At 34.7% G+C, this 21,472-nt stretch carries 19 protein-coding genes; 6 read left to right on the top strand and 13 right to left on the bottom strand.

Annotation, left to right across the window (positions count from 1 at the left end; genetic code table 11):
* Positions 1-11: 11 nt before the first annotated feature.
* Together phoU and HMPREF2607_RS03790 are read left to right on the top strand one after the other, a co-directional pair.
* On the top strand, positions 12-665 hold the full coding sequence (phoU, locus tag HMPREF2607_RS03795) for a phosphate signaling complex protein PhoU (RefSeq protein ID WP_021146873.1): 654 nt from the start codon (positions 12-14) through the stop codon (positions 663-665).
* Positions 666-798: 133 nt separating this feature from the next.
* Positions 799-3,339, top strand: coding sequence for a M1 family metallopeptidase (locus tag HMPREF2607_RS03790; protein ID WP_048790302.1), 2,541 nt, complete (start codon positions 799-801; stop codon positions 3,337-3,339).
* A gap of 162 nt (positions 3,340-3,501) precedes the next feature.
* Here HMPREF2607_RS03790 and xerS read toward each other — a convergent pair whose 3' ends face one another.
* From xerS to HMPREF2607_RS03735, 11 genes are all read right to left on the bottom strand, one after another.
* On the bottom strand, positions 3,502-4,572 hold the full coding sequence (gene xerS, locus HMPREF2607_RS03785; RefSeq protein ID WP_048790303.1) for a tyrosine recombinase XerS: 1,071 nt from the start codon (positions 4,570-4,572) through the stop codon (positions 3,502-3,504).
* Positions 4,573-4,892: 320 nt separating this feature from the next.
* A complete protein-coding gene (locus HMPREF2607_RS03780) occupies positions 4,893-7,169 on the bottom strand; it encodes a zinc-ribbon domain-containing protein (protein ID WP_049422437.1) in 2,277 nt (758 codons plus the stop codon).
* Positions 7,170-7,178: 9 nt separating this feature from the next.
* On the bottom strand, positions 7,179-7,904 hold the full coding sequence (locus tag HMPREF2607_RS03775; protein ID WP_070475951.1) for an MreC domain-containing protein: 726 nt from the start codon (positions 7,902-7,904) through the stop codon (positions 7,179-7,181).
* Positions 7,882-9,558, bottom strand: a complete 1,677-nt coding sequence (locus HMPREF2607_RS03770) for a hypothetical protein (protein ID WP_049422435.1) — start codon at positions 9,556-9,558, stop codon at positions 7,882-7,884. Before HMPREF2607_RS03770 ends, HMPREF2607_RS03775 begins: the two co-directional genes overlap by 23 nt.
* Complete coding sequence (locus tag HMPREF2607_RS03765) at positions 9,555-11,408, bottom strand: hypothetical protein (RefSeq protein WP_049422433.1); 1,854 nt, start codon at positions 11,406-11,408, stop codon at positions 9,555-9,557. The genes HMPREF2607_RS03770 and HMPREF2607_RS03765 overlap by 4 nt, the downstream gene beginning before the upstream one ends.
* Positions 11,409-11,420: 12 nt before the next feature.
* A complete protein-coding gene (locus tag HMPREF2607_RS03760; protein WP_049422432.1) occupies positions 11,421-12,680 on the bottom strand; it encodes a site-specific integrase in 1,260 nt (419 codons plus the stop codon).
* Positions 12,681-13,301: 621 nt separating this feature from the next.
* On the bottom strand, positions 13,302-13,643 hold the full coding sequence (locus HMPREF2607_RS03755; RefSeq protein ID WP_070475949.1) for a GntR family transcriptional regulator: 342 nt from the start codon (positions 13,641-13,643) through the stop codon (positions 13,302-13,304).
* A complete protein-coding gene (locus HMPREF2607_RS03750) occupies positions 13,640-13,861 on the bottom strand; it encodes a DUF1648 domain-containing protein (RefSeq protein ID WP_049422429.1) in 222 nt (73 codons plus the stop codon). The genes HMPREF2607_RS03755 and HMPREF2607_RS03750 overlap by 4 nt, the downstream gene beginning before the upstream one ends.
* An 18-nt stretch (positions 13,862-13,879) precedes the next feature.
* Positions 13,880-15,439: a putative ABC transporter permease subunit gene (locus tag HMPREF2607_RS03745; protein WP_049422427.1), complete on the bottom strand. Its 1,560-nt coding sequence runs from the start codon at positions 15,437-15,439 to the stop codon at positions 13,880-13,882.
* Positions 15,432-16,142 (bottom strand): ABC transporter ATP-binding protein, encoded by a 711-nt coding sequence (locus tag HMPREF2607_RS03740; RefSeq protein ID WP_002890485.1) that lies wholly within the window; start codon positions 16,140-16,142, stop codon positions 15,432-15,434. Before HMPREF2607_RS03740 ends, HMPREF2607_RS03745 begins: the two co-directional genes overlap by 8 nt.
* Before the next feature lie 108 nt (positions 16,143-16,250).
* Positions 16,251-16,868 (bottom strand): TetR/AcrR family transcriptional regulator, encoded by a 618-nt coding sequence (locus HMPREF2607_RS03735; RefSeq protein WP_049422424.1) that lies wholly within the window; start codon positions 16,866-16,868, stop codon positions 16,251-16,253.
* Between the two features lie 393 nt (positions 16,869-17,261).
* Between HMPREF2607_RS03735 and HMPREF2607_RS03725 the strand changes: the two genes are divergently transcribed.
* The 4 genes from HMPREF2607_RS03725 to HMPREF2607_RS03710 are packed head-to-tail and all read left to right on the top strand — an operon-like array spanning position 17,262 to position 18,506.
* Positions 17,262-17,507, top strand: a complete 246-nt coding sequence (locus tag HMPREF2607_RS03725; RefSeq protein ID WP_001813542.1) for a hypothetical protein — start codon at positions 17,262-17,264, stop codon at positions 17,505-17,507.
* Positions 17,504-17,839 carry a DinB/UmuC family translesion DNA polymerase gene (locus tag HMPREF2607_RS03720; RefSeq protein ID WP_000806926.1) on the top strand — a complete coding sequence of 112 codons (336 nt, stop codon included), beginning with the start codon at positions 17,504-17,506 and terminating at the stop codon, positions 17,837-17,839. Before HMPREF2607_RS03725 ends, HMPREF2607_RS03720 begins: the two co-directional genes overlap by 4 nt.
* Before the next feature lie 12 nt (positions 17,840-17,851).
* Positions 17,852-18,220 carry a hypothetical protein gene (locus HMPREF2607_RS03715; RefSeq protein WP_000567222.1) on the top strand — a complete coding sequence of 123 codons (369 nt, stop codon included), beginning with the start codon at positions 17,852-17,854 and terminating at the stop codon, positions 18,218-18,220.
* Positions 18,207-18,506 (top strand): DUF5960 family protein, encoded by a 300-nt coding sequence (locus HMPREF2607_RS03710; protein ID WP_001072467.1) that lies wholly within the window; start codon positions 18,207-18,209, stop codon positions 18,504-18,506. Before HMPREF2607_RS03715 ends, HMPREF2607_RS03710 begins: the two co-directional genes overlap by 14 nt.
* 117 nt (positions 18,507-18,623) lie before the next feature.
* Here HMPREF2607_RS03710 and msr(D) read toward each other — a convergent pair whose 3' ends face one another.
* Complete coding sequence (gene msr(D), locus HMPREF2607_RS03705; RefSeq protein WP_000420313.1) at positions 18,624-20,087, bottom strand: ABC-F type ribosomal protection protein Msr(D); 1,464 nt, start codon at positions 20,085-20,087, stop codon at positions 18,624-18,626.
* Positions 20,088-20,206: 119 nt separating this feature from the next.
* On the bottom strand, positions 20,207-21,424 hold the full coding sequence (mef(A), locus tag HMPREF2607_RS03700; RefSeq protein WP_000417519.1) for a macrolide efflux MFS transporter Mef(A): 1,218 nt from the start codon (positions 21,422-21,424) through the stop codon (positions 20,207-20,209).
* Positions 21,425-21,472 lie beyond the last annotated feature (48 nt).

Here is a 21,472-nt window from a genome sequence, read left to right as displayed (position 1 = left end):
AAACAATTATGATGTTACGAACACCCTTCGAAGAAGAATTAGAAAAACTCCACAACCAATTTTACGCTATGGGTACAGAGGTTGCAGCTCAGCTTAAGAAAGCTGTACGTGCCTTTATCAGCCATGATCGTGATTTGGCTAAGGAAGTCATTGAAAATGACGAAATCGTCAATAACTACGAAACCAAACTTGAGAAAAAATCGCTTGAAATTATCGCTCTTCAGCAACCTGTATCAAGTGATTTGCGAACAGTTATCACAGCGCTCAAAGCATCTAGTGACGTTGAACGCATGGGTGACCATGCCGTTGCTATTGCTCAAGCAACTATCCGCATTAAAGGTGAAGAACGCCTAACTGAAATTGAAGCTGAAATCAAGAAAATGGGGAAAGCAGTTCGCCACATGGTCGAAGATGCTCTAGATGTTTACTTGAACAGTGACGAAAAACGCGCTTATGAAATCGCAGCTTCAGATGAAATCATTGATAACTATTTCCGTGATATTCAAGCCATGACAGTAGAAGGTGTTCGCAAGAATCCTGATGCTGCCTTCGCTGCCAAAGAATATTTCCAAGTACTTATGTATTTGGAACGTATTGGTGACTATGCCCGCAATCTCTGTGAGTGGGTTGTCTACCTCAAGTCTGGGAAAATCATAGAACTGTAGGCAAAGCTTCCAATCTATGTTATAATGGGTCTGTATTGAATAATTCAGACCCTTTTCTTTTGCAAAAGAGTCTGATATCGAAACATATGTCAGTCTGTTTCGATACGAAAAGTTAGATTAGGAGTATATACGTATGACAGCATCTGTTGCTCGTTTTATCGAAAGTTTCATCCCTGAAAACTACAATCTTTTCTTGGACATTAATCGTTCTGAAAAGACCTTTACAGGGAATGTTGCCATCACAGGTGAAGCCCTTGATAACCATATCTCCCTTCACCAAAAAGACCTTACCATTAGTTCCGTTCTCTTGGATAATGAATCATTGAACTTCCAAATGGATGATGCTAACGAAGCCTTCCATATTGAACTTCCAGAGACCGGTGTTTTGACGCTTGTCATTGAATTCTCTGGTCGTATTACAGATAATATGACAGGGATTTACCCATCATATTACACCTACAATGGTGAGAAGAAAGAGATTATTTCAACGCAGTTTGAATCTCATTTTGCGCGTGAAGCCTTCCCATCTGTTGATGAACCAGAAGCCAAAGCTACTTTTGATTTCTCATTGAAATTTGATGCTGAAGAAGGCGATATCGCTTTGTCAAACATGCCTGAAATCAATAGCCATTTGCGTGAAGAAACTGGGGTTTGGACATTTGAGACAACCCCTCGTATGTCAACATACCTCCTTGCCTTTGGTTTTGGAGCTCTTCAAGGTAAGACAGCGAAAACGCAAAACGGAACTGAAGTTGGTGTCTTCGCTACAGTTGCACAAGCTGAAAACAGCGTTGACTTTGCCCTTGATATTGCCGTTCGTGTCATTGATTTCTACGAAGACTACTTCCAAGTCAAATATCCTATCCCATTGTCATACCATCTGGCTCTTCCTGACTTCTCAGCAGGTGCCATGGAAAACTGGGGACTTGTTACCTATCGTGAAGTTTACCTACTAGTAGACGAAAATAGCTCAGCTGCAAGTCGTCAACAAGTAGCTCTCGTGGTTGCCCACGAATTGGCTCACCAATGGTTCGGTAACCTTGTAACGATGAAATGGTGGGATGATCTCTGGCTTAACGAGAGCTTTGCCAATATGATGGAGTATGTTTCAGTAGATGCCATTGAACCTAGCTGGAACATCTTTGAAGATTTCCAAACAACTGGTGTGCCTCATGCCCTCCAGCGTGATGCTACAGATGGTGTTCAGTCAGTCCACATGGAAGTTAATCACCCAGATGAGATTAATACCCTCTTTGATAGTGCTATCGTTTATGCTAAGGGTAGCCGTCTCATGCATATGCTTCGCCGTTGGTTAGGCGATGAAGCCTTTGCCAAAGGACTTAAAGCTTACTTCGAAAAACACCAGTACAACAACACTATTGGACGTGACCTCTGGAATGCACTCTCTGATGCTTCTGGTAAAGATGTCTCTAGTTTCATGGATACTTGGTTGGAGCAACCAGGTTACCCTGTTGTTAGTGCAGAAGTTGTTGATGACACTCTTATTCTTAGTCAAAAACAATTCTTCATTGGTGAACATGAAGATAAAGGGCGTCTTTGGGAAATTCCATTGAACACAAATTGGAAAGGACTCCCAGACACACTCTCAGAAGAGCGTATTGAGATTCCAAATTATAGCCAGCTTGCTGCTGAAAATAAAGGAGCTCTTCGCCTTAATACAGCAAATACGGCACATTACATCACAGACTACCAAGGACAACTCTTGGACCAACTCTTAGAGGAATTTGCTAACCTTGATACGGTAAGTAAACTTCAAATCTTACAAGAACGTCGTCTTCTTGCTGAAAGTGGCCGTATCTCCTACGCAAGCCTAGTGGCTCTTCTTGATCTTGTCGAAAAAGAAGAAAGCTTCTTGATTGCACAAGCTAAGTCTCAAATTCTAGCTGGTTTGAAACGCTTTATTGATGAAGACACAGAAGCAGAAGTGCATTACAATGCCTTGGTACGCCGTCAATTCCAAAACGACTTTGAACGCCTTGGTTTCGATGCCAAAGATGGTGAGTCTGATGAAGATGAAATGGTTCGCCAAACAGCCCTCAGCTACTTGATCCAAGCAGACTATCAACCAGCGGTCCTAGCAGCTGTAAGTGTTTTCCAAGCTCATAAAGAAAACATCGAAAGCATCCCAGCAAGTGTCCGTGGACTCGTTCTCATTAATCAAATGAAACAAGAAAACAGTCTTACTCTTGTTGAAGATTATGTCAATGCTTACGTAGCAACAAACGATAGTAACTTCCGTCGTCAATTGACTCAAGCAGTTTCATATCTTAAAAACCAAGAAGGCCTCGACTACGTGCTAGGTCAGCTTAAAGACAAACATGTTGTTAAACCTCAAGACTTGTATCTCTGGTATATGAACTTCCTCAACAAATCATTTGCTCAAGAAAGCGTTTGGAACTGGGCAAAAGATAATTGGGATTGGATTAAGGCAGCTCTTGGTGGCGATATGAGCTTTGATAGCTTTGTTAATATCCCAGCAGGAATCTTTAAAACACAAGAACGTCTTGATCAATATATTGCATTCTTTGAGCCACAAACGAGTGATAAAGCCCTGGAACGTAATATCTTGATGGGAATTAAGACCATTGCTGCTCGAGTAAACTTGATTAAAAAAGAAAAAGCAGCTGTCGAATCTGCTCTTAAAGATTATTAATAAGAAAAAAACAAGCTTTCCATGAAGGAGAGTTTGTTTTTGTGTACGATATTTTACATAAATATAGTTATGTATTTAAAAGAATAAGAAAAGGTTTTGGCATAATTAAATTTATGTAAACTAAAAACAACCACTCCAAATAGGAATGGTTGGGATAGCCAATTATAAATTGTCTAGAGCATTTTTTTGTTCATCATTAACAATATGCGTATATAGATCAGTAACCTGAGTGGAAGCATGGCCAAGTTGATGACTCACTAAAACTTGAGACTTGGTAGCATCATAAAGTCGTGTTGCCAGAGTATGTCGAAGCTTGTGAGGAGTCACACGTATCTTGAAATCCTGAGAATATTTGGCAACCATCTTTTCGATACTCGAAGCATCAATACGGTTGGGAACCCCTCGATATTCCGTTAAAAAGAGAGCAACATCTTGCTTTTCAGCCTTATAGCGTTTATCACGTATACTGAGATAAGTTTCAAGATAAGGTTTTGCAAAACTTGCTACATTAACTGAGTCTCGTTTGCCACCTTTTCGAGTAACATCAATGACCATCATTTTTAGATTGATATCTTTAAGGTCTAAATTAACAGCCTCGGAAAGTCGAACACCTGAAGCCAGCAGCAGGGCAATGATAGCCAAATCACGTTCTTTATTCTTATAAAACGAAGATTTTGCGCGATTTGAGAGCTTGACTTCGTATTCATTTTCTACATAATCAAGAAATTCCATGGTTTCATCGCCAAGAAAGAGTTTCTGTTTGATATTCTCAGCACGTGCAGCCAAGGTTTCTTTCTTTTTCTTAGTCGAAACTTTTTTCATGACGTTTCGATAGAAATATGGCTCACCGTCAGGACCCTCGACCTCCTCGGTTAAATACTTATAGAGACTAGATAGAGCTGAAAGTGTACGATTAATGGTCGTTTGAGAGACACCCTGTTTCTTTGAATAGGTATTCAAAGATGGACGTTCACGTAGATAAAGCACAAATGACTCCATATCTTTTTTAGTTAGATTTTCCAAGGTTTTGATGTCAATTGAGGCAATATCATCAGCATCTGAAATACCTGAGTCAATCAACCAGTCAAAAAAGCGTTTATATTCCTTAAGGTATTCGTATAAGGTTGTAAAAGAATACGGTACCGAAAGTTTAGACTGATAATACTCCAAGACAAACCAGGGCATAAGAGCTTTGTATTCTTCAATTTTTTCGAGCAAGAGTTCACGTTTCATTTGTTTTTTCTCCAATGTTACTTAATAGAAGTATATCATACCCTTATTTTTCTTTCAAGAAAATTACAGTTTTTCGGAAAGATGTTATAAGCTGTTTTTCACTTAAAGGCTTTACTCTTTCATAACCAAAAAAATTTTTTAAGCCAATTATACTCAATTATGTACTTTATTTAAGTGAACACTGGAATTTTTTACTACTCTCAATTCAGTTGAAAATGTACTTTATTTAAGTGAAAACTAAAAAATTTTCAAATGTACATTTTGACAATAAAAAAACACTCTAATATCAATTTAATGAAATTTAGAGTGTTTTTATTTATCTATATTTTTTCAAACTGTACAAAGTGTTCTTGCTTTCTTCTGTGGCCTTTGCAAATGGAACACGACCTTTTCTTGCGTTTTTTGTATGCCATTCTTTCTTTTACTTGAATTTTGTAACGGTGATTAAGATTTTCTTGACATATCCACCATACAGGCAGAATACTCAACTCTGTAATTTCAGTTGGACTTACTATCAAGGAGTTATTTAGATAATCCCACTCATTCATTAGACTTTGTTGCGTTGTTGCTAAATCGTTAAATCCTTTTAATACTTTTTGATTTCTACAGTATGGACAAGAATTTTCTCTGTAAAATTTTTCTTTAATAATTTTCTGATATTCTCCAGTACATACAGGGCATTTCCACCATGCATTATATGTTGAATTTGCCCTTACTGAAGACATTTCTTGTTTATTTAATGATGACCATTCTTTAATTAACCAAGGATGTGTTGTTTCAAGATCATTATAACCTTTTGCAGTCTTCTTAAAAGAACAATATGGACAACATTGGTCGTTTTTGTGGCGATCAGAAATTTTTGCTTTAAAACTTCTGTGACATTTTCGACAAATCCAATTGGTTAAAGCATTTGAATCATAAAAGAAGGTATCAATATCACCATTCAGTTCTTTTACCCATTCATTGTTTAAGTACGGTTTAACATAGCTTAGTGTTTCATTTGGTTTAGGAATTTTTTTATTACAGTAAGGACATATAGAATTGAGACTATTAGAATTATTGTTTGTAAACACACCTAGAACAATCCCTAATCTCTCCTGAAATTCTAAATCACAACAATCACAAATCCAATTAAATATTTTATTCTCGGTTTCTGACGATTTCGTCACCTCATCAGGTTTTTCTACATTCTTGCTACTCCAAAGGTCACACAACTCAGGATAAGTATCTGCAATTGTATTATAACCTTTTAATGCTTGTTCATCATTACAATATGGACAGCTATCTATAACTTCTTTTCTTATTGGAATTGAACAAAGGTATTCACCTTGACAAACAGAACACTTCCACCAATATTTTTTTGTTTCAATGTGGCTCAATGCTAAATGAACAGGCAATCCATTTTTATCGCTCCATTCTTCCTGTAATTTTGGGAAATTATAGAGTATATCATTGTTAAAAACAAGTGTATCCCAATCACAATGATTAGGACAAGTTTGAAAATTACTATTCTCTAAGTCGGTTCTTGAAATCATTTCATTAGGACTGCAATGAAAATTGACATTGCAACAAGGACATATCCAATTTATACATTCAGAAGACTTATGCCAGTATTCAGAAATAGATTTATCATTACTTTTATCCCAAAATTTCTCTAAATAAGGATGAGTTTCTTGTAAAGTATTATACCCTTTTAACATCAACTTATCATCACAATAAGGGCAGCCTTCGAGATGCCTTTTAACAACACTACAGTCATATTGACCATAACACTTAAAACACTGCCATCTTACTAAGATGTCGGATAAGCTATCAATCATATTACTTTTTACAAGAGTTGGAATAAATTGCTTAAAAAGATTTCTATCTGTATGCAATAGGGGGTTGGCTTTCACTTTAATTACGGTATCAAATGTTGCTTTACAGTTATTACAATAGAAACCATCTCTTTTGATTCTTGAAATTAGCCGATCAATAGACAACTTAAAGATATGGTCACATTTGTCGCATTTCCAATTTCTAGGGATTGTAACATTGTCATTTAACTTCAAATCATTAAACTCTACATTGTTTTGCTCCCCTGGAAGATAAATTTTCCGAAGATTAGGGTATGCTTTAGTGTAAGGTACAAAATGTGTACTTTCATTACATCCAACATGAACAAGCTCTTGATTATGTTTATTGATTAATTTAGAAGTGTTTGCTACATCTTTCCAACCAACATGACAGGTAGGACATTTGAAGTGAAATAACCTCTTTGAAGAAAAAGATAAATTATCAATCTCTTCCTGAATGGTTTCTATATTTTCATAATGAAAGTTTATGTACCTTAGAAAGTTAGGAATCCTTGCAGATATAGAGTTTTCCCCTTTTATGAACACTTTTCCAAGCTCACATACTGGACAGATTTTTGAATGATTTTGAATATTCTTATAAGATTTTGATGTACTTGCTTTCCATTCATAAGAACAGGTAGGACATTTCCAGTTAATGTGTTTTTTACTGGTAATTGTTATTTTTTCTACATCTATTTTGATATTCTTGTCAAAGTCCCAATAGTTCAATAAGGCTGGAAAATCAGTGATTAAGTCTGACATTTTCTCCTCCTAATACTTAGTCTTATTATCCAGTAAGTCTTTTATTTCCAAAATCTTACTTTTGCTTGTTTGCTTTTCAGTATGAGTATGTTTTTCAAAAGATATTTTTGTGTCTGAAGTAATAACATTCTCACTAAGATACTTCTTAGTTACTAGTTGCTGATCAGATTTTAACAAGCCCTCTTCTTTTAACAATTCATTCGCAATATCAGGATACAAACTAGTTTTAAGAAGATTCCTTAACTTTTTGTTTTCCTCTAATAATTCTTTGTTTAACGCTGTCTGCTCCTTTATTTCAGCATTCTTTTCATTAAGTTGTGCTACCTCATTTTTCAACTCTGAAACTCTTGTTTTGAGCTTACTGGCTTCTTCCTTATATTCTATTGCTGCATCAACAACTCTTTTATAATAATTGTTAAGTTCCATCAATGCTGCTTTGATTGCTTTAGGGGTTCTATTGGTTATTAAGAAACGTTCTACATCTAGAGTTTTATACGTTATAACTGTTTGATAAGTGTCGTCTTCAAATAGTTCCAATCTATCATTAAGGGTTTGTCTAAATTCTTTGTTTCTTCTAATCGTTGTGTCTGCAACCTGCGGAAATCCGTTGCTTCTAAGGTAATTTCCAAACTGTGGAATTTTGAATAGTCTAGGATTATTCGAACAATGTTCCAGTAAATAATGTTCAAATAATAATAGCAATTCTTGATTATCAATATATTTCTTTCTCGCCATTTGAGAACTCCTGTAAGGATAAATGTTTTTCAGTTAGATATTCTTGATAAGAATGACTAACTGTTTTAAGTTTTAATAACGCCTCACCAATATCTTCTATATTCCCCTTTCCTTGTCGAACTCTTTTTATAGCCTCATCTACAATTAAAGCTTCCTCGTCGATTGATTTCTTAAAGGATTTATCCATAGAGAAATAATCTTTTCCAGCTTTTCTGTAAAATGGACAACTAGTACAAGCACCAAGCTCTGCATGTGAGCTAATGACTTTAAGACAGTCTGAATAATCACCTTCCGCAAATCGAGGTGAATAACATCTGCCCTTATTATCAAGAGGAACATAGTTTTTATTAATGGTGTATTTATGTTGAGTTTTACTTATAGCGTAAGACGTTTGAGAGTTTGTTAATTTACGATAAAGCTGATAGCTCCTACATTCAATAAACTGACTCAGATTTGAAAAATAATGTGAAGATGTTGTGATACTATCATGTCCAGCTAAGAGCATTGCTGTTACTGGACTAGCTCCTTCTGCTATCAGATTGATCATTGCAATGTGTCTAGTATCTCCAATATGAATGAAATTAATCTCATGATCGTCTAATTGATTTGGGGAATTGATATGATGGACAAAATACCCATACTGTTGAGATACAATCTCATTAAAGAAATATTTTAAAATTGTATTTAAGTTACTGTACGTCAAGAAACGGTTTTTAGTACTAGCAATACGTTTCCATTTCCGATAATGAGAGTCTGTCACAAATAGGGTATCTAACTGTGTAGATGATAAGTCTTTGGTTAGCTCTAAATAATTTAAAATCTCACTCGCAAGCTTAAATGGTACTTCGTAAGTTGTTAAATAATAATCCTCTGAAATTTTATGGGATACTCCCTTGTCTTTTCCTTTTAAGTTATTTCGTCTGAGAGTTAAGTAATATTTTCCGTCTTTTTCTGTGAGACAATTTCTCTGAGTGAGCAAAAACTCCCTTGGTCTAAGTGGTACTACTGCTGTTATTTGCCACCATAAGTAAAGAGGGTAGTAAAACAATCTTTCCTCATCTGATAATGATTTAACCCAATAGTCGTTTAAAATATCATTAAATAAAAAATAGGATTGAAATTGGGCTAACTTTCGCTGTTTTTTAGTGTTCAGTTGATAACTAACATTTAAAAGTTCATCTAGTTGCTCAATCAGTTGGGTTAATTCGTTACTCTCTAAACATGGTAGTGTAGAAAGAAAATCTATACATACTGAGGGGTTGGAAATCTTCATATTTGCTAATGAGAAGACTTCGTTCACTTTTAGTTCTTTGACTAATTTCTTTATATCTCTTAAAAAGGCTTGGAGAGTGATTAAAACATGATGTTCCATAGATAGCACTATAAAACTCTTTAAGTAGGTAACAAAATCATCAAAAGATAATTGAAATACTTGTTCATAAAACCTTTTATATTGGAATTTATTCAAGTTAAAAATGAAGCTAACGTTAGAATATTCATTAGTCGTTTCCCATTTATTTTCTTCAAAATTGGTGGTTAGAATAATCCCTTTTTCAACATAGTCTTGAAAACATTCTTTTGCGCTCTCAATCATATTGTCATCAAACAGGATAATTTCATTTACTTTACGAAATAATTTTGATTGATTATTCAACTGACTAACTCCTTAATAATATCCTCATAATCAGACAATACAGCTTCGCCATACTGTTCTGATAAAGCTTGCAACATTTCTGTAAGACATGGTTTAATCTGCTTCTCAAGAATGGCTCGAACCTTTCCTCGTTCAAGTTCATTCTTTAATTTTTGATATTGTTTATTGAGTCGATTAAACTCACCAATTAACAAAAGCAAGGTAGATTTTGTTTGTAATTCATACTGACAGCCGACGCAATGCTGACGGTCATCATAGGAACATAGTTTCCCTAGTGCAGATAAAAGACACATACTCTCTCCTTGCTTAGAAAAAGCTTCTCCGTTACCAATTCGATGACAGATCGTCAGTAATTGTTCAGGATCAACATTATTTTCAACTAGAGTTTTTAATGCTTGTTGCGAACGTGAATCAGCCCTAATACTCAATTCCAACGTTTTTTCAATTTCAATTGGCGTTAAATCTAAACTTTTAATCATTTGAGTTTGTTGGCTTGGACTTAATTTTTTATACTTTCCTCTAGTTACAATGGTCAAGAGCATAGACGGAATCATGGATAATACGCCTCGTTCAAATAGCTCTTTTGCAACCATTTCAGGTTTTAGTTGTCCGAGTTGGGCATCTTTTAGATACGTTGTTGTAGTTTGTGCAAATTCATTAAAATCTCCTTTATGGCTACGAGCTAATGCTGCTAGAAAATAACCTTTAATATTCAGTTCTGACTTTTCTTCAAGAACATCATCTGCTAACATTGCGACAGATTGTAAGTAGGACTTGTTTGCAGAACGACTACTAAAGTTACGCTCTAAAAATAAATTTCCGATTTCCTCCCCCATATAACTAGTAATCTTTTCATAAGTTTTAATTTGTCTGATCAATGGATTTTCTGCATTGTATGGTATTTGAAGTTGGAAATGTGCCTCACAGATAGCCAATAACGTTCCAATAAGAACCTGACAACTTTCTGGGACATGAAACTTTAACTGAGCAACATTAGAAGCGTTTTTGGTTTTATTAGGTGTTAAGTTTAAATAAGTCAATCTTGTTGTAATACTTAGTAAAGTCCTTCTAGCTTCACTACTACTCCAAGTTCCATCTACTACTGCTTCTAAAACTTCTAATGGTTCTCTTGTTAATTTAGGATGTCCTAATCTTTCTAAGTCTGTTGATCTTAGTGCGCAAATAAAATGTAACCCTAGATACAACCATGTATCTGCATAGTTTTTTGAATTTGCTGCTTTACACAACATATCATTTTTTATGATGTAGTTTTCGTTGAATAGGTAGTACATTAATTCAAGGTATTCATCTAATTCATACGCTCCATTTGCACTCTCAATCGTGTAACGCTTTGTCATTTCAAAACTTACTCGATAACGAGTAACGCCTTTATTGAGTAGCCATTTAATAAATTGAATGAGGATATTGCCTTGTGACTTCGTAAGAACTTCTGTTGCTACTTCTACTAAGGTCTCTACTTCAGCATCACTATATAGAAACAAATCTTTTGTTAAGTAGTATGCTAAAAAATCAAGTAGATAGAAACGATTTGTTTCACTCAGCTTTTCTTCTTCAGCAAATTGTACGAATAATTCACTTGTAGAAGGAAATTTTTTTGAAAAGATTCCTTCCATACTCTTAATTCCAGGAGGTGTTGTTAGATAGTCTTTGATGTGATTTTTAAGAACTTCAGCATCTTTTTCAGAAATAGTATAATCATCAAGATTTATAGACACACCAAACCATTCATTGTCTAGTAAGAATCCACTGACTTTCTCACGGTGTTTTATTGTAGCAGCACCTAACTCGACTAATATTCTTTCAAGATAATTTTTTAAATCTACTACCAATAGCTACTCCTTTTAATCTTCTCCAAACAATTTTTCTGCTTGCCAGTTCATATATTCAAAAACACCATTATTAACCTGACCATATTGTTTTGCAATTTCTCCTTTATTTTGTAAATAAACCCAAGCACTTTCTGGTGAATTGTCCCCTCTAGCAGACATCAGTTCACTAACTTCATTAACACCTGACAAAACCAATTGTGTGGTGTACCAGTGCCTAAAGATATGGGGTGAAATATTATTTTCTTGCAAGAGTTGACCAAAAAAGACAACCTCTGGGTCATCAGATTTAAGAAATATTGGAATCATTTCTTCGCGAATAATCTTACGAAATCGTTGATAGTACACATCGTATGACAATGCTTTCCCTTGCTTGTTAAGGCTTAATGGACCATAATCTCTCTCATACCTTTTACCTTCTAGGTAGCTCATATAGTCATTGTAGGTGTCTAAAAAGACCTCTAAGAAGATATAAGGTACAGCTTGAAGTCTTTCCTTTTTAATTCGTCCAGTTGGCTTTAAATCGCTTCTAAGGGGCATTTCTTTTCGCAGATCAATCTCAATTTTAAATACTTGATTATCACTTTGGTGAAATATGATACCTGCCCCCAAAGGGCTATCTTCACGCCTTACATTACAAGCTTCTGATGGTCTTAAACCAACAAATGCTCCCAAAGCAACAACCATAAGTAAATCCTTGTGATATTGAGCAATGTGAGCAAAAAGCATTTCAAAGGCGCTGTTTGGCATATCCCTAAAAATTGACTTCTGTGTGTTGCTTCCATCAACAAATACCTCAAAATTCAACTCTTTTCTTTTGATGACTCTGCCTCGTCTATTGGTAAACGTATTGATAGAATAAAGGTCTTTTGGCTTCAATTTAACCTTTCCTTTTCGTTCATTCAAGTATAGAGTTAAAAAATCAAGAACTGCATTTACACATTTTTCGACTGTACTTTTCTTTCTATTTTTTCTATCTTCTGGAAGTTGTCCTAAACCATAAAGCATAAAAAACTCCTTGACCATTTCTAAAGTTAGTTGATCAAGATTGTTAACCCCAACTGTTCCGTATATAAAATTCAAAAACTTAACAACGTATGAAAATCGTTTGTTTCCATCGTCTGAAATAGATTTAATCTTTGTGGCAGATTTTACATATCTATGAAAATCAGTGAATTGTAATGTACCATCATCATGTTTGAGTGCAATCAATTGCTTTGTAACGATATTATTATCGCCTAGAATTAGCGAATGTTTATATACAACAAATCTCATGTTATCTCCTTGTTTATTATGACTGAAGGTTCTGACTGTGTTTTATGATGTCAATACACAAAAAAACGATCAAATCAGTACCATTTTCCTTTGTGCTCTAAACTGCATAAAGGGAATATCGATGAGTACTTTCATTGATCGTTATTATTATTTAAATTAATTCAATAATAAAAGTAACTTCATCTAAGTAATAAGAGCAATTAATTAGCTCAGCAACAACGATAACCACAGCAACTCCTTCTAAACAATGAAAGGAATATCCACCGTGGCTATCTATTTACTTTTTTTCTTTTACTTTGGTAAGTTACTTTTGTTATTTTTACTTTTTCTGTATTATATCATATTTTGATTGAATTGTCATCTGAGACAGTGATTTTAAAAAAACTGGAAATTTTTTCAATTGTTTATTTTGACAAAAAAATACTTTAATATCAATTTAATGATTTTAGAGCATTTTTAGCTTATTTGATTTTAAAGTTGTCGTCTATTCTTCAGGATTACTTGAAGAAGTGGAAGTAACTAATAATGTCAAGTTCTTTATTGGAAAATGAAAAAAGCCTTAAAATCAAGGCTTTTCTATACTTTCACAAATAATCCTAATAAATTTCCATTCAACTTCTTCTAAGCATCTTTTCTAAAAAATAAATTGACAATCTCATCTTCTGAAAAGCCTAGCTCACTAAGTTTTTCAAACAAAATTTTAACTAGCTTGTTAGATTCTTGATATCTTATCTCTTTTATTTCTTGCTCGCTTGCTATGACAAAATATCCTAATGTTCCACAGCTAGTAACCAAATTCTGTTCTTCGAGAACTTTCATTGCTTTTTGGACAGTTGCCGGATTACACTTCTCGTTTTCTGCTAATCTCCTTATTGAAGTAATTTGTTGTTCAGGTGCATAATCACCTCTTAAAATAGTCGTTCTTAATTTTGATGCAATTTGTAAATATAGATGGTGTTTCATTTAATCTTTTTATTATCACTTTCCCTAACAAACTTCCAATATGCAGAATAAGGGATGACTGTAGCTAGTAGAAGATAGTATTTATTTGCAAACATATCTGCTACTCCTTTTGCATTGAAATGAATAGGAACTGTCTCAGGGAGAAACCCACAAATAATGACTATGATGACCATCATTCCCAACAAAACCAAAATATCTTTTAACAGTCTATTTTTCATCTTATTTTCCTCCTTTAACTAGATAAAATTTAACTTGGTCATTTTTATATAAACTCTAAACGAAATAGCCAGTAAAATTACTGATACTGCTTGCAAAACAAATATAATCGGAAGATTAAAAAACCAATTAAGCAAAATAGGCGTAATAAGCGTAATCATACTAATAATTCCAGTTACAATAACAGGAAGACTTTGTTTGACAACTATCATCTCACTGTCCCAATCATAGTTAGGATATTTTTTATTTAATGAAATTCCGATTACCATTATAAAAAGGGAGTAACATATAGGAACAATAACTAGATTCATAACTTGAATAGGATTCATATCAAGTTTCAGCATAAATACAGATACAGAAATCATATATCCAATCAAATGAAGTGTAAGGTTGACAGCTATCTTAGCATTTAAAATCGTTTTCACTTCAACTGGAGAACTTTTCAAAATCCAAATATTTTTACCTTCTAAAGATATAGATGAAGCTGCTGGACAACTGAGTGAAAGCATAGATGCAATAAAGACGGGAGCTAAGTTTGAAAGATACTCATTTATATTTTCAATTCCTGCAGAATTTCCTATTTGACCTACAGAATTAAACAGGAAACATATACTAAAGACACATAAAAGAATCACTCCAAGCCCAGCATTCAAGACTGCCATATAAGAACTTAAAAATCGTCCAAGCTCTTTTTGATACAAGGAAAAAAATACCGATTTTCTTTCATAAGATACTTTGTCATTAGCATAACTTGATTTTGTATTGGCAAGTGTATTAAGTAGTCCATACTTCAACGAAGCAATTTTGACAAATAGATAAAAGACGACTATTGAAAGAACTATATAAAATCCCATCCCATAGTACATTGGAAAATTGTAGTATGACATAAATAGTCTAGAAATTGGATACAGTCCAGTAATTTGCTTAGCCAGAGTAACCCCAATACTACTTTCATCACCTGATTGCAAAGCTGATAATGCAAAATATCCAATTATACCTAGCATCGCAAATGAAAAAATAAGAGAGATAACATTTTTTCTTTTAAAAAAAGATGAAGCGACAACAATAACGAGTCCCATGCATGCCGCTATACACATGGGGATCAAAGGGGCAAAAATTATAGAAGTAAAATACAATATAATCTGTAGGAGGTTTAAACTTCCGTTCAAGCCCCATATAATTCCACCCGGAAGCATAAACATCAAGCCTATTAAAAAATTCAATAAGTACATAAACATGAACTTGCTGGTGATAATATACGAACTTTTAACAGGTAAGGATTGGAGAATTTCCATATCTCGACTGCCAAATAAAATGCCATTCGAATAAAATACTGTCAAAAATAATATTGAAAAACTTGAGACAGAGACCATATATGCTGGAATCAAGTTCTGCTGTCCGACGTGTACCAATGTTTTCGCTGTTATTATATTATAAACAAAGCAAAATAAGGAAAGAGTTATTATGCCAAAACTCGCAATAGCCATTGAACTTTGTTTTTTATTTCGTGAATCTCTAATCACGTTAATAGGAAAGAAATTAATCAATTGCGCTTTAAGCAGTATCCAAATGTTACTCATTGTTCTGCACCTCCATGAAAAATGCCTCCAATGATTCATCACCTTTGACGTCTCCTGTATTGCCACTTGCAATTAACTTTCCATTTTTGATAATGGCAATCTTATTACATAATTTTTCCGCAACATCCAATACATGGGTTGAAAAGAAAATAGCACCTCCATCTGAAACACACTCATGCATAATTTTCTTTAGTAGGAAAGTTGCTTTGGGATCTAGCCCAACAAAAGGTTCATCTAAAATCAACAGTTTGGGAGAATGTACAAGTGCAGAAATAATGGCTGTTCGTTGCTTCATTCCATGTGAATATGAAGAAATTATCCCCGAAAGATGATCAGTCATATCAAATAAATCACCGTATTTTTGTATTCTCTCCTTGCGTATTTTTGTAGGAATTTCAAACAAGTCAGCAATAAAATTAATATATTGAAGTCCTGTCATATGTTCATACAAATCTGGATTATCTGGGATATACGCCATCATTTTTTTACAAATAACAGGTTCTTCTTTAATAGAATGACCGTTGATAATTATACTTCCGTCTTCAAAATCATGGATACCGACAACTGCCTTTATCGTTGTCGTTTTGCCTGCACCATTTGCTCCAATAAAACCATAAATATCTCCAGGCTGTACTGAAATAGATAGGTTATCCACAACCTTCTTGTCCCCATAACTTTTACTAAAATTCTTTATCTCTAACATATTTTCACCTCTATTGACAATTTGTCAGTCATATTTTGAAATAATACCGATAGCTTGTTTTGATTTAGCTATCGGTACATAGTTCTCTTTACAAACATTCTATCTTTTTTAATTGCTAAAGAGTCCTTTTGTATTTAGATTTTGTTCCAGCATTATCTTAAATGCATTCAAGTAATCTTTGACAGTTTCTTTCTTTGAAGTTTTTATACCTATGTTATTTGAAACAAAAACATAGGCTGTCATCAGAAATTCTGCTGTTTCTGATGGATATTTTACAGAAAATACTTTTTCTGAGATGCCTTGATTTATTATCCTCTCAAAATATATAGTCAGTTTTTCAATGAGCTTATGAGATAACTTATCTAACATATAACGATTTTCTTCAAGATCAACCGTCTTTTGTAACTCAGTTCCTTCCGCTGAAACGTTATCTGTAGAGATTATTGTGGCATCTATAAAGGCTCTTATTTTTTCAATAGCAGTTTTGTCATCATCATAGACAATCACGTGAATAACACTCAATAATTTCTCTGAATAACGTTCCACGAGACAATACAGAATATCTTCTTTATTCTTAAAGTGATAGTATAGCAAACCTCGTGATATATTTACCTTATCGACTATATCCTGAGTTGTTGTGTTCGCATATCCTTTCTCCATAAAGAGGAGCATAGCAGCGTCCATAATCTCAGCCCGTCGAATTTCCGGATCTTTTACATCTCGCATTTTATTCCTCCTGCTTATAAATTATACTACTCTACTGACAAATTGTCAATTATAAAATTACCTTTTTGAGGATACCAAAAAAACCTTGACACTAAGGCTTTTTCGTTAACATTTTTTCTAAGCTCGTACAAGCAGTGATGCTGCCTCAACATGTGCTGAGAGCTTTCTTCTATACTAATAGACGAAAGGGTGTGAAAATGATTTTTAAATGATACTGTGGAACGGAACAGTAGCCCTAGTATTGACTACTGTCGTTTCTATTCATATTGGCTATTCTAGGACTGAGATGAAAAAATCTATAAATGCTCAGAATAAAATTGAACCCGCAAATCTCCCCAAAACAATGGTGAGTCATGTACTTGTATTATTCCGAAAAAATACACCTCTGGTGCAGTGAGACAAATTGGTGTATCTTATAGTGGCTTCGTAGATGAAAGCTATACTCTACTATCACTCTTTGATGATGTAGAACAAATTGAAAAAGATAATAGACTTCAGACAGCTATTGATGTTGTCAGAGAACAGTTTGGTTTTTTAGCCATACAAAAAGGAACCGTCCTAACTGAAGGTTCCAGAAATATTGAACGCAGTAAACTTATCGGTGGTCATTCCGCGGGTGGATTGGAGGGATTAAAATGAAACAAGAAAAAAATACAGTACAATTTTCAGAAATCCGTAGCAAAGGATGTAATGATATTGAAATGCTTGAAAGATTTTTACATGGAATCGTTGAAACAGCAACTTCAAAACTTCGTCAGAGAAAACTCAAAACAACTGAAATATCGATACGACTAGTACATGCTAAATCTGAAAACCGATTACCATTGGAATTTACATTTAGCATTAAGCCAACAAGCTCATCTGTGATAATCTATACTGAGGTAATCAATCGCTTTAAAGAATGTTACACAGGTGGGGGAATTCAAGGTTTTACGATTCAATTTGATAAAAATACCCTTGCCTCTGCATAGAAAGGATTTGATATGATTGACCGTTCATATTTACCATTTCAATCAGCAAGAGAGTACCAGGATACAAAGATGCAAAAATGGATGGGCTTTTTCCTATCTGAACATGCATCAGCACTCTCTGATGATACAAACAAAGTAACGTACATGTCTGACTTATCACTAGAGAAGAAATTATTACTCCTCAGTCAAGTATACGCCGGGCAGCTACGCACACGCATTCAAGTGATTGAAAAAAACAAGCGTGTTTCCTACACTGGAACAATACCAAGTCTGACCAAAGATTTCATTTTGATAAAAACTACAACAGGTCACATCAATTTGAAATTAAAAGACATTATTAGTATTGAACTTGTCGAGGAGGTGCTCTATGAATCAGCTTGAGTTTCAGCGTAATCACCTACAAATGGACTATTATAGCGAGAGCTACCAAGATTTTGAACGTGACTTCTACCGCTACTCTAACATGAATATTCCATTGACCTTCCTAACTGATGATATCCTAAAAACAATGGCGACTTCACGTAAGAATTACTTTGTCCTCAATAAGGAAAAGTCCAGAGATAACCGCGATCACTTCTTCATATTTGAAGTAAGTACCGTAGATGAGAATCCGCTAATCTATCATTATACATATAAGAAAACTACAATATATTTAGCAGAAAAATAGGAGCAGTTCAATTGACTGTTCCTATTTTTAATATTCATAAAATCTAAAGTCTTTATACTCTTTAACAATGGAGTCGCCAACCAGAACAGACTATACTGACCAGCGACTACCTTAAATTTAATGTTTCAGATTTATTTTCTTATCTCTAATTTCATAAACTACATCTGCTACATTTTCGAGTAATCGTTTATCGTGGGTGATAAACACGATAGTTCCGGTGTACTCCTTCATTAGTATTTCCAAAGCCTCTAAACTTGGTATGTCAAGGAAGTTACTGGGTTCATCCATTATTAGGATGTTATATCTACCCATGAGCATTTTAGCAAGCAACAATTTTATAATTTCTCCACCGCTTAAAACAGATAAACTTTTTCCAATATCGTTCTGTTTGAACCCCATAGATGCTAGCACTGAACGAATTTCTGATATATTGTAGTCACAATCCTTCTGCATAAACTCCATAACATTCTGATTACTGTTGTACTTGTAACCATTCTGTGCAAAGTAACCTATTTTTGCCTTAGGCGAAATAGAAATTCCTTCTTCATGGTTTAAGATCATTTGGATTAAAGTTGTTTTTCCGATTCCATTACCACCAGTTAACGCCACTTTTGCTCCTAACGGAATTTGAAAAGATGCATTTTCAAACAGAGCCTTATCCCCAAATACTTTATTAATTTCTGCACCGACTATAGGGTATGGATTATGGAGCTCCAATGCTTTACTTTGCCTGAAACGAATTCTGCGAATGCCTTCCGGAGCTTCTACTTTTCCTAAGGCCGCAATCCTGTGCTCTAGGGTTTTAGCAGCATTATACATCTTTTTTTCCTTACTTCCTATTGATTTTTGATGAGCTAAACGCCCTCCGTCTTCAGTACTTTTTTTCTTTGAAGAACCTTTTGCCTTCTGTTCTATTTTACGAGCCTGTTTTCGCTTTTCCTCCGCAGCCCTTTCCAATCGGGCACGTTCCGCAATAAATTGTTCGTATTCTGCAGCTTGGCTCTTACGTTCTTCCTCTTTCTGACGAAGATAATCAGAATAGTTTCCCCAATACTCAGTGATTTTGCCATCTTTCAGTTCCCATATTTTATCTACTATTTCATCAAGAAAATAGCGGTCATGGCTAATAACTAACAGTGCACCTGTAAAATATTTTAGCTGTCCTATTAGAAAATCAATTCCTTCACGGTCTAAATGGCTCGTAGGTTCATCCGCTAAAATACCATGAACCTGTGCCGATAAGGCCTGTGCTATTTTAAGCCTTGTTTCTTCACCACCGCTCATAGTCTGTATATTTAATTGCTCAACACCTAGCTTGCCTACAAGTGCAAAATCTTTTTCCTCCTGCAGAGTTACTTCGTCCAACTGGGGAATATAGGCAAGTTCACCCAGACGATTCATTTTACATCCTGGGGGAGTTAATTCTCCTAAAAGTACCCTGAGTAAAGTGCTTTTTCCAGCACCATTTGCTCCTACTAAACCAATACGGTCATAATCATATACTTCTAATTCATTTATATCTAAAACATCGCGTCCTTTGAATTCCACACGAATGTCTTTTGCTTTTAATATTAATTCCATAACATTTCCTCCTGTCTATAATCGCATGCTTTCATTTGCTTGTATGCAGGGAAAACCCTGCGATTTTAGCAGGAAGAGTTACATGAAAATAAGATACATAAATATTCCTCCAATATTGTTTATTTTAAATCTAATTTTCTAACCTCAGTTATCATTTGGCAAACTATAGCAATGCCAATAATTAAAATACCTGATAGTAAAAACCAATGATTTACACCGATTTTATCAGCAAAGAATCCAGAAAGAATTAACCCAATTGGCATAGCAAGTGACATGATACTTCCGATCAAAGAAAATACACGTCCTAAATATTCAGGCTTAATTTTCTCCTGAAAAAGAGCTGTTTGCACACCGCTATAAAATGGCACCGAAAGCCCCATTATTGCACAGCAAACTACGAATATTACAAATCCATTTGGAGGAAGTATTCCCGAAACGGCTAAACTGGTCCCCATTATAAAAAATGAACTTGTTATTAGTAATACATGCTTTTCGAAGCCCCCTAATCTTCCTAATAATAAGCCTCCTGCTAGCATCCCAAATGCAAAGGAAATTTCCGTAATAGAAATATGCACAGGCGTTCCATTAAAGTGTTCCATGCTTATTAAAGGAAATAGTGCATTGATTGGCATATAAACAAAAGTATATAGTGTTCCTAAGAGTAATAAGGCAAACAATCCTTTGTTTTGTCTCAGAACCACAACTCCTTCTTTCATCTCCCTTATGAAATTTGGTTCTAAACTTTGCACTTGATTACCCAGCTTAGGTATACGTACAATTGCTACCGTAATAGATGCAATCACAGCACCCAATACGTCGATGGCAATAATAGCATTTAAATCCCAAACGGAGTATAAGAGTGCTGCAACTGCCGGACTAACAATATAGCTTATAGACTGCAAAGACTGACTATAGCCTGCGCATTTCGTTAGCTGTTCTTCTGGTACTAAAAGTGGTGTAACCGCATTGAGTGCTGGGGTATGAAAAGCTGTTCCAATGCTACGGATAAACAATACTATCATAATCATCCAGACAGGTAGCTCCATACAGAATGCAACAATAGCAAGCACTGCACCAGCTGCTGCGATAATTAAATCGGCACCAATCATTATCTTCTTCCTATCATGACGATCCACTAGCACACCAATGGCAGGTCCCAAAATCGCATAGGGTAAAAAACCTACTAATGAAGCCATAGACAAGACCATCGCAGATCCTGTTTTTTCTGTAAGGTAAAAAATAATCGCCATTTGCAGGATGGCACTAGTGATTAATGATACTGCTTGCCCTGCCCATATTGCATAAAATTTTCGTTTCCAATTGTTGTATTTTTCCATTTATATTATCTCCTGCATATTATTTTGCTTGAATTTCTATTTTGAATA

The sequence above is a fragment of the Streptococcus sp. HMSC078H03 genome (genome assembly GCF_001808655.1).
In the GTDB taxonomy this organism is placed as follows: Bacteria; Bacillota; Bacilli; order Lactobacillales; family Streptococcaceae; genus Streptococcus; species Streptococcus salivarius_G.
Note: the sequence above shows the minus strand (reverse complement) of the source record. Positions and strands in the feature narration are given on the sequence as shown.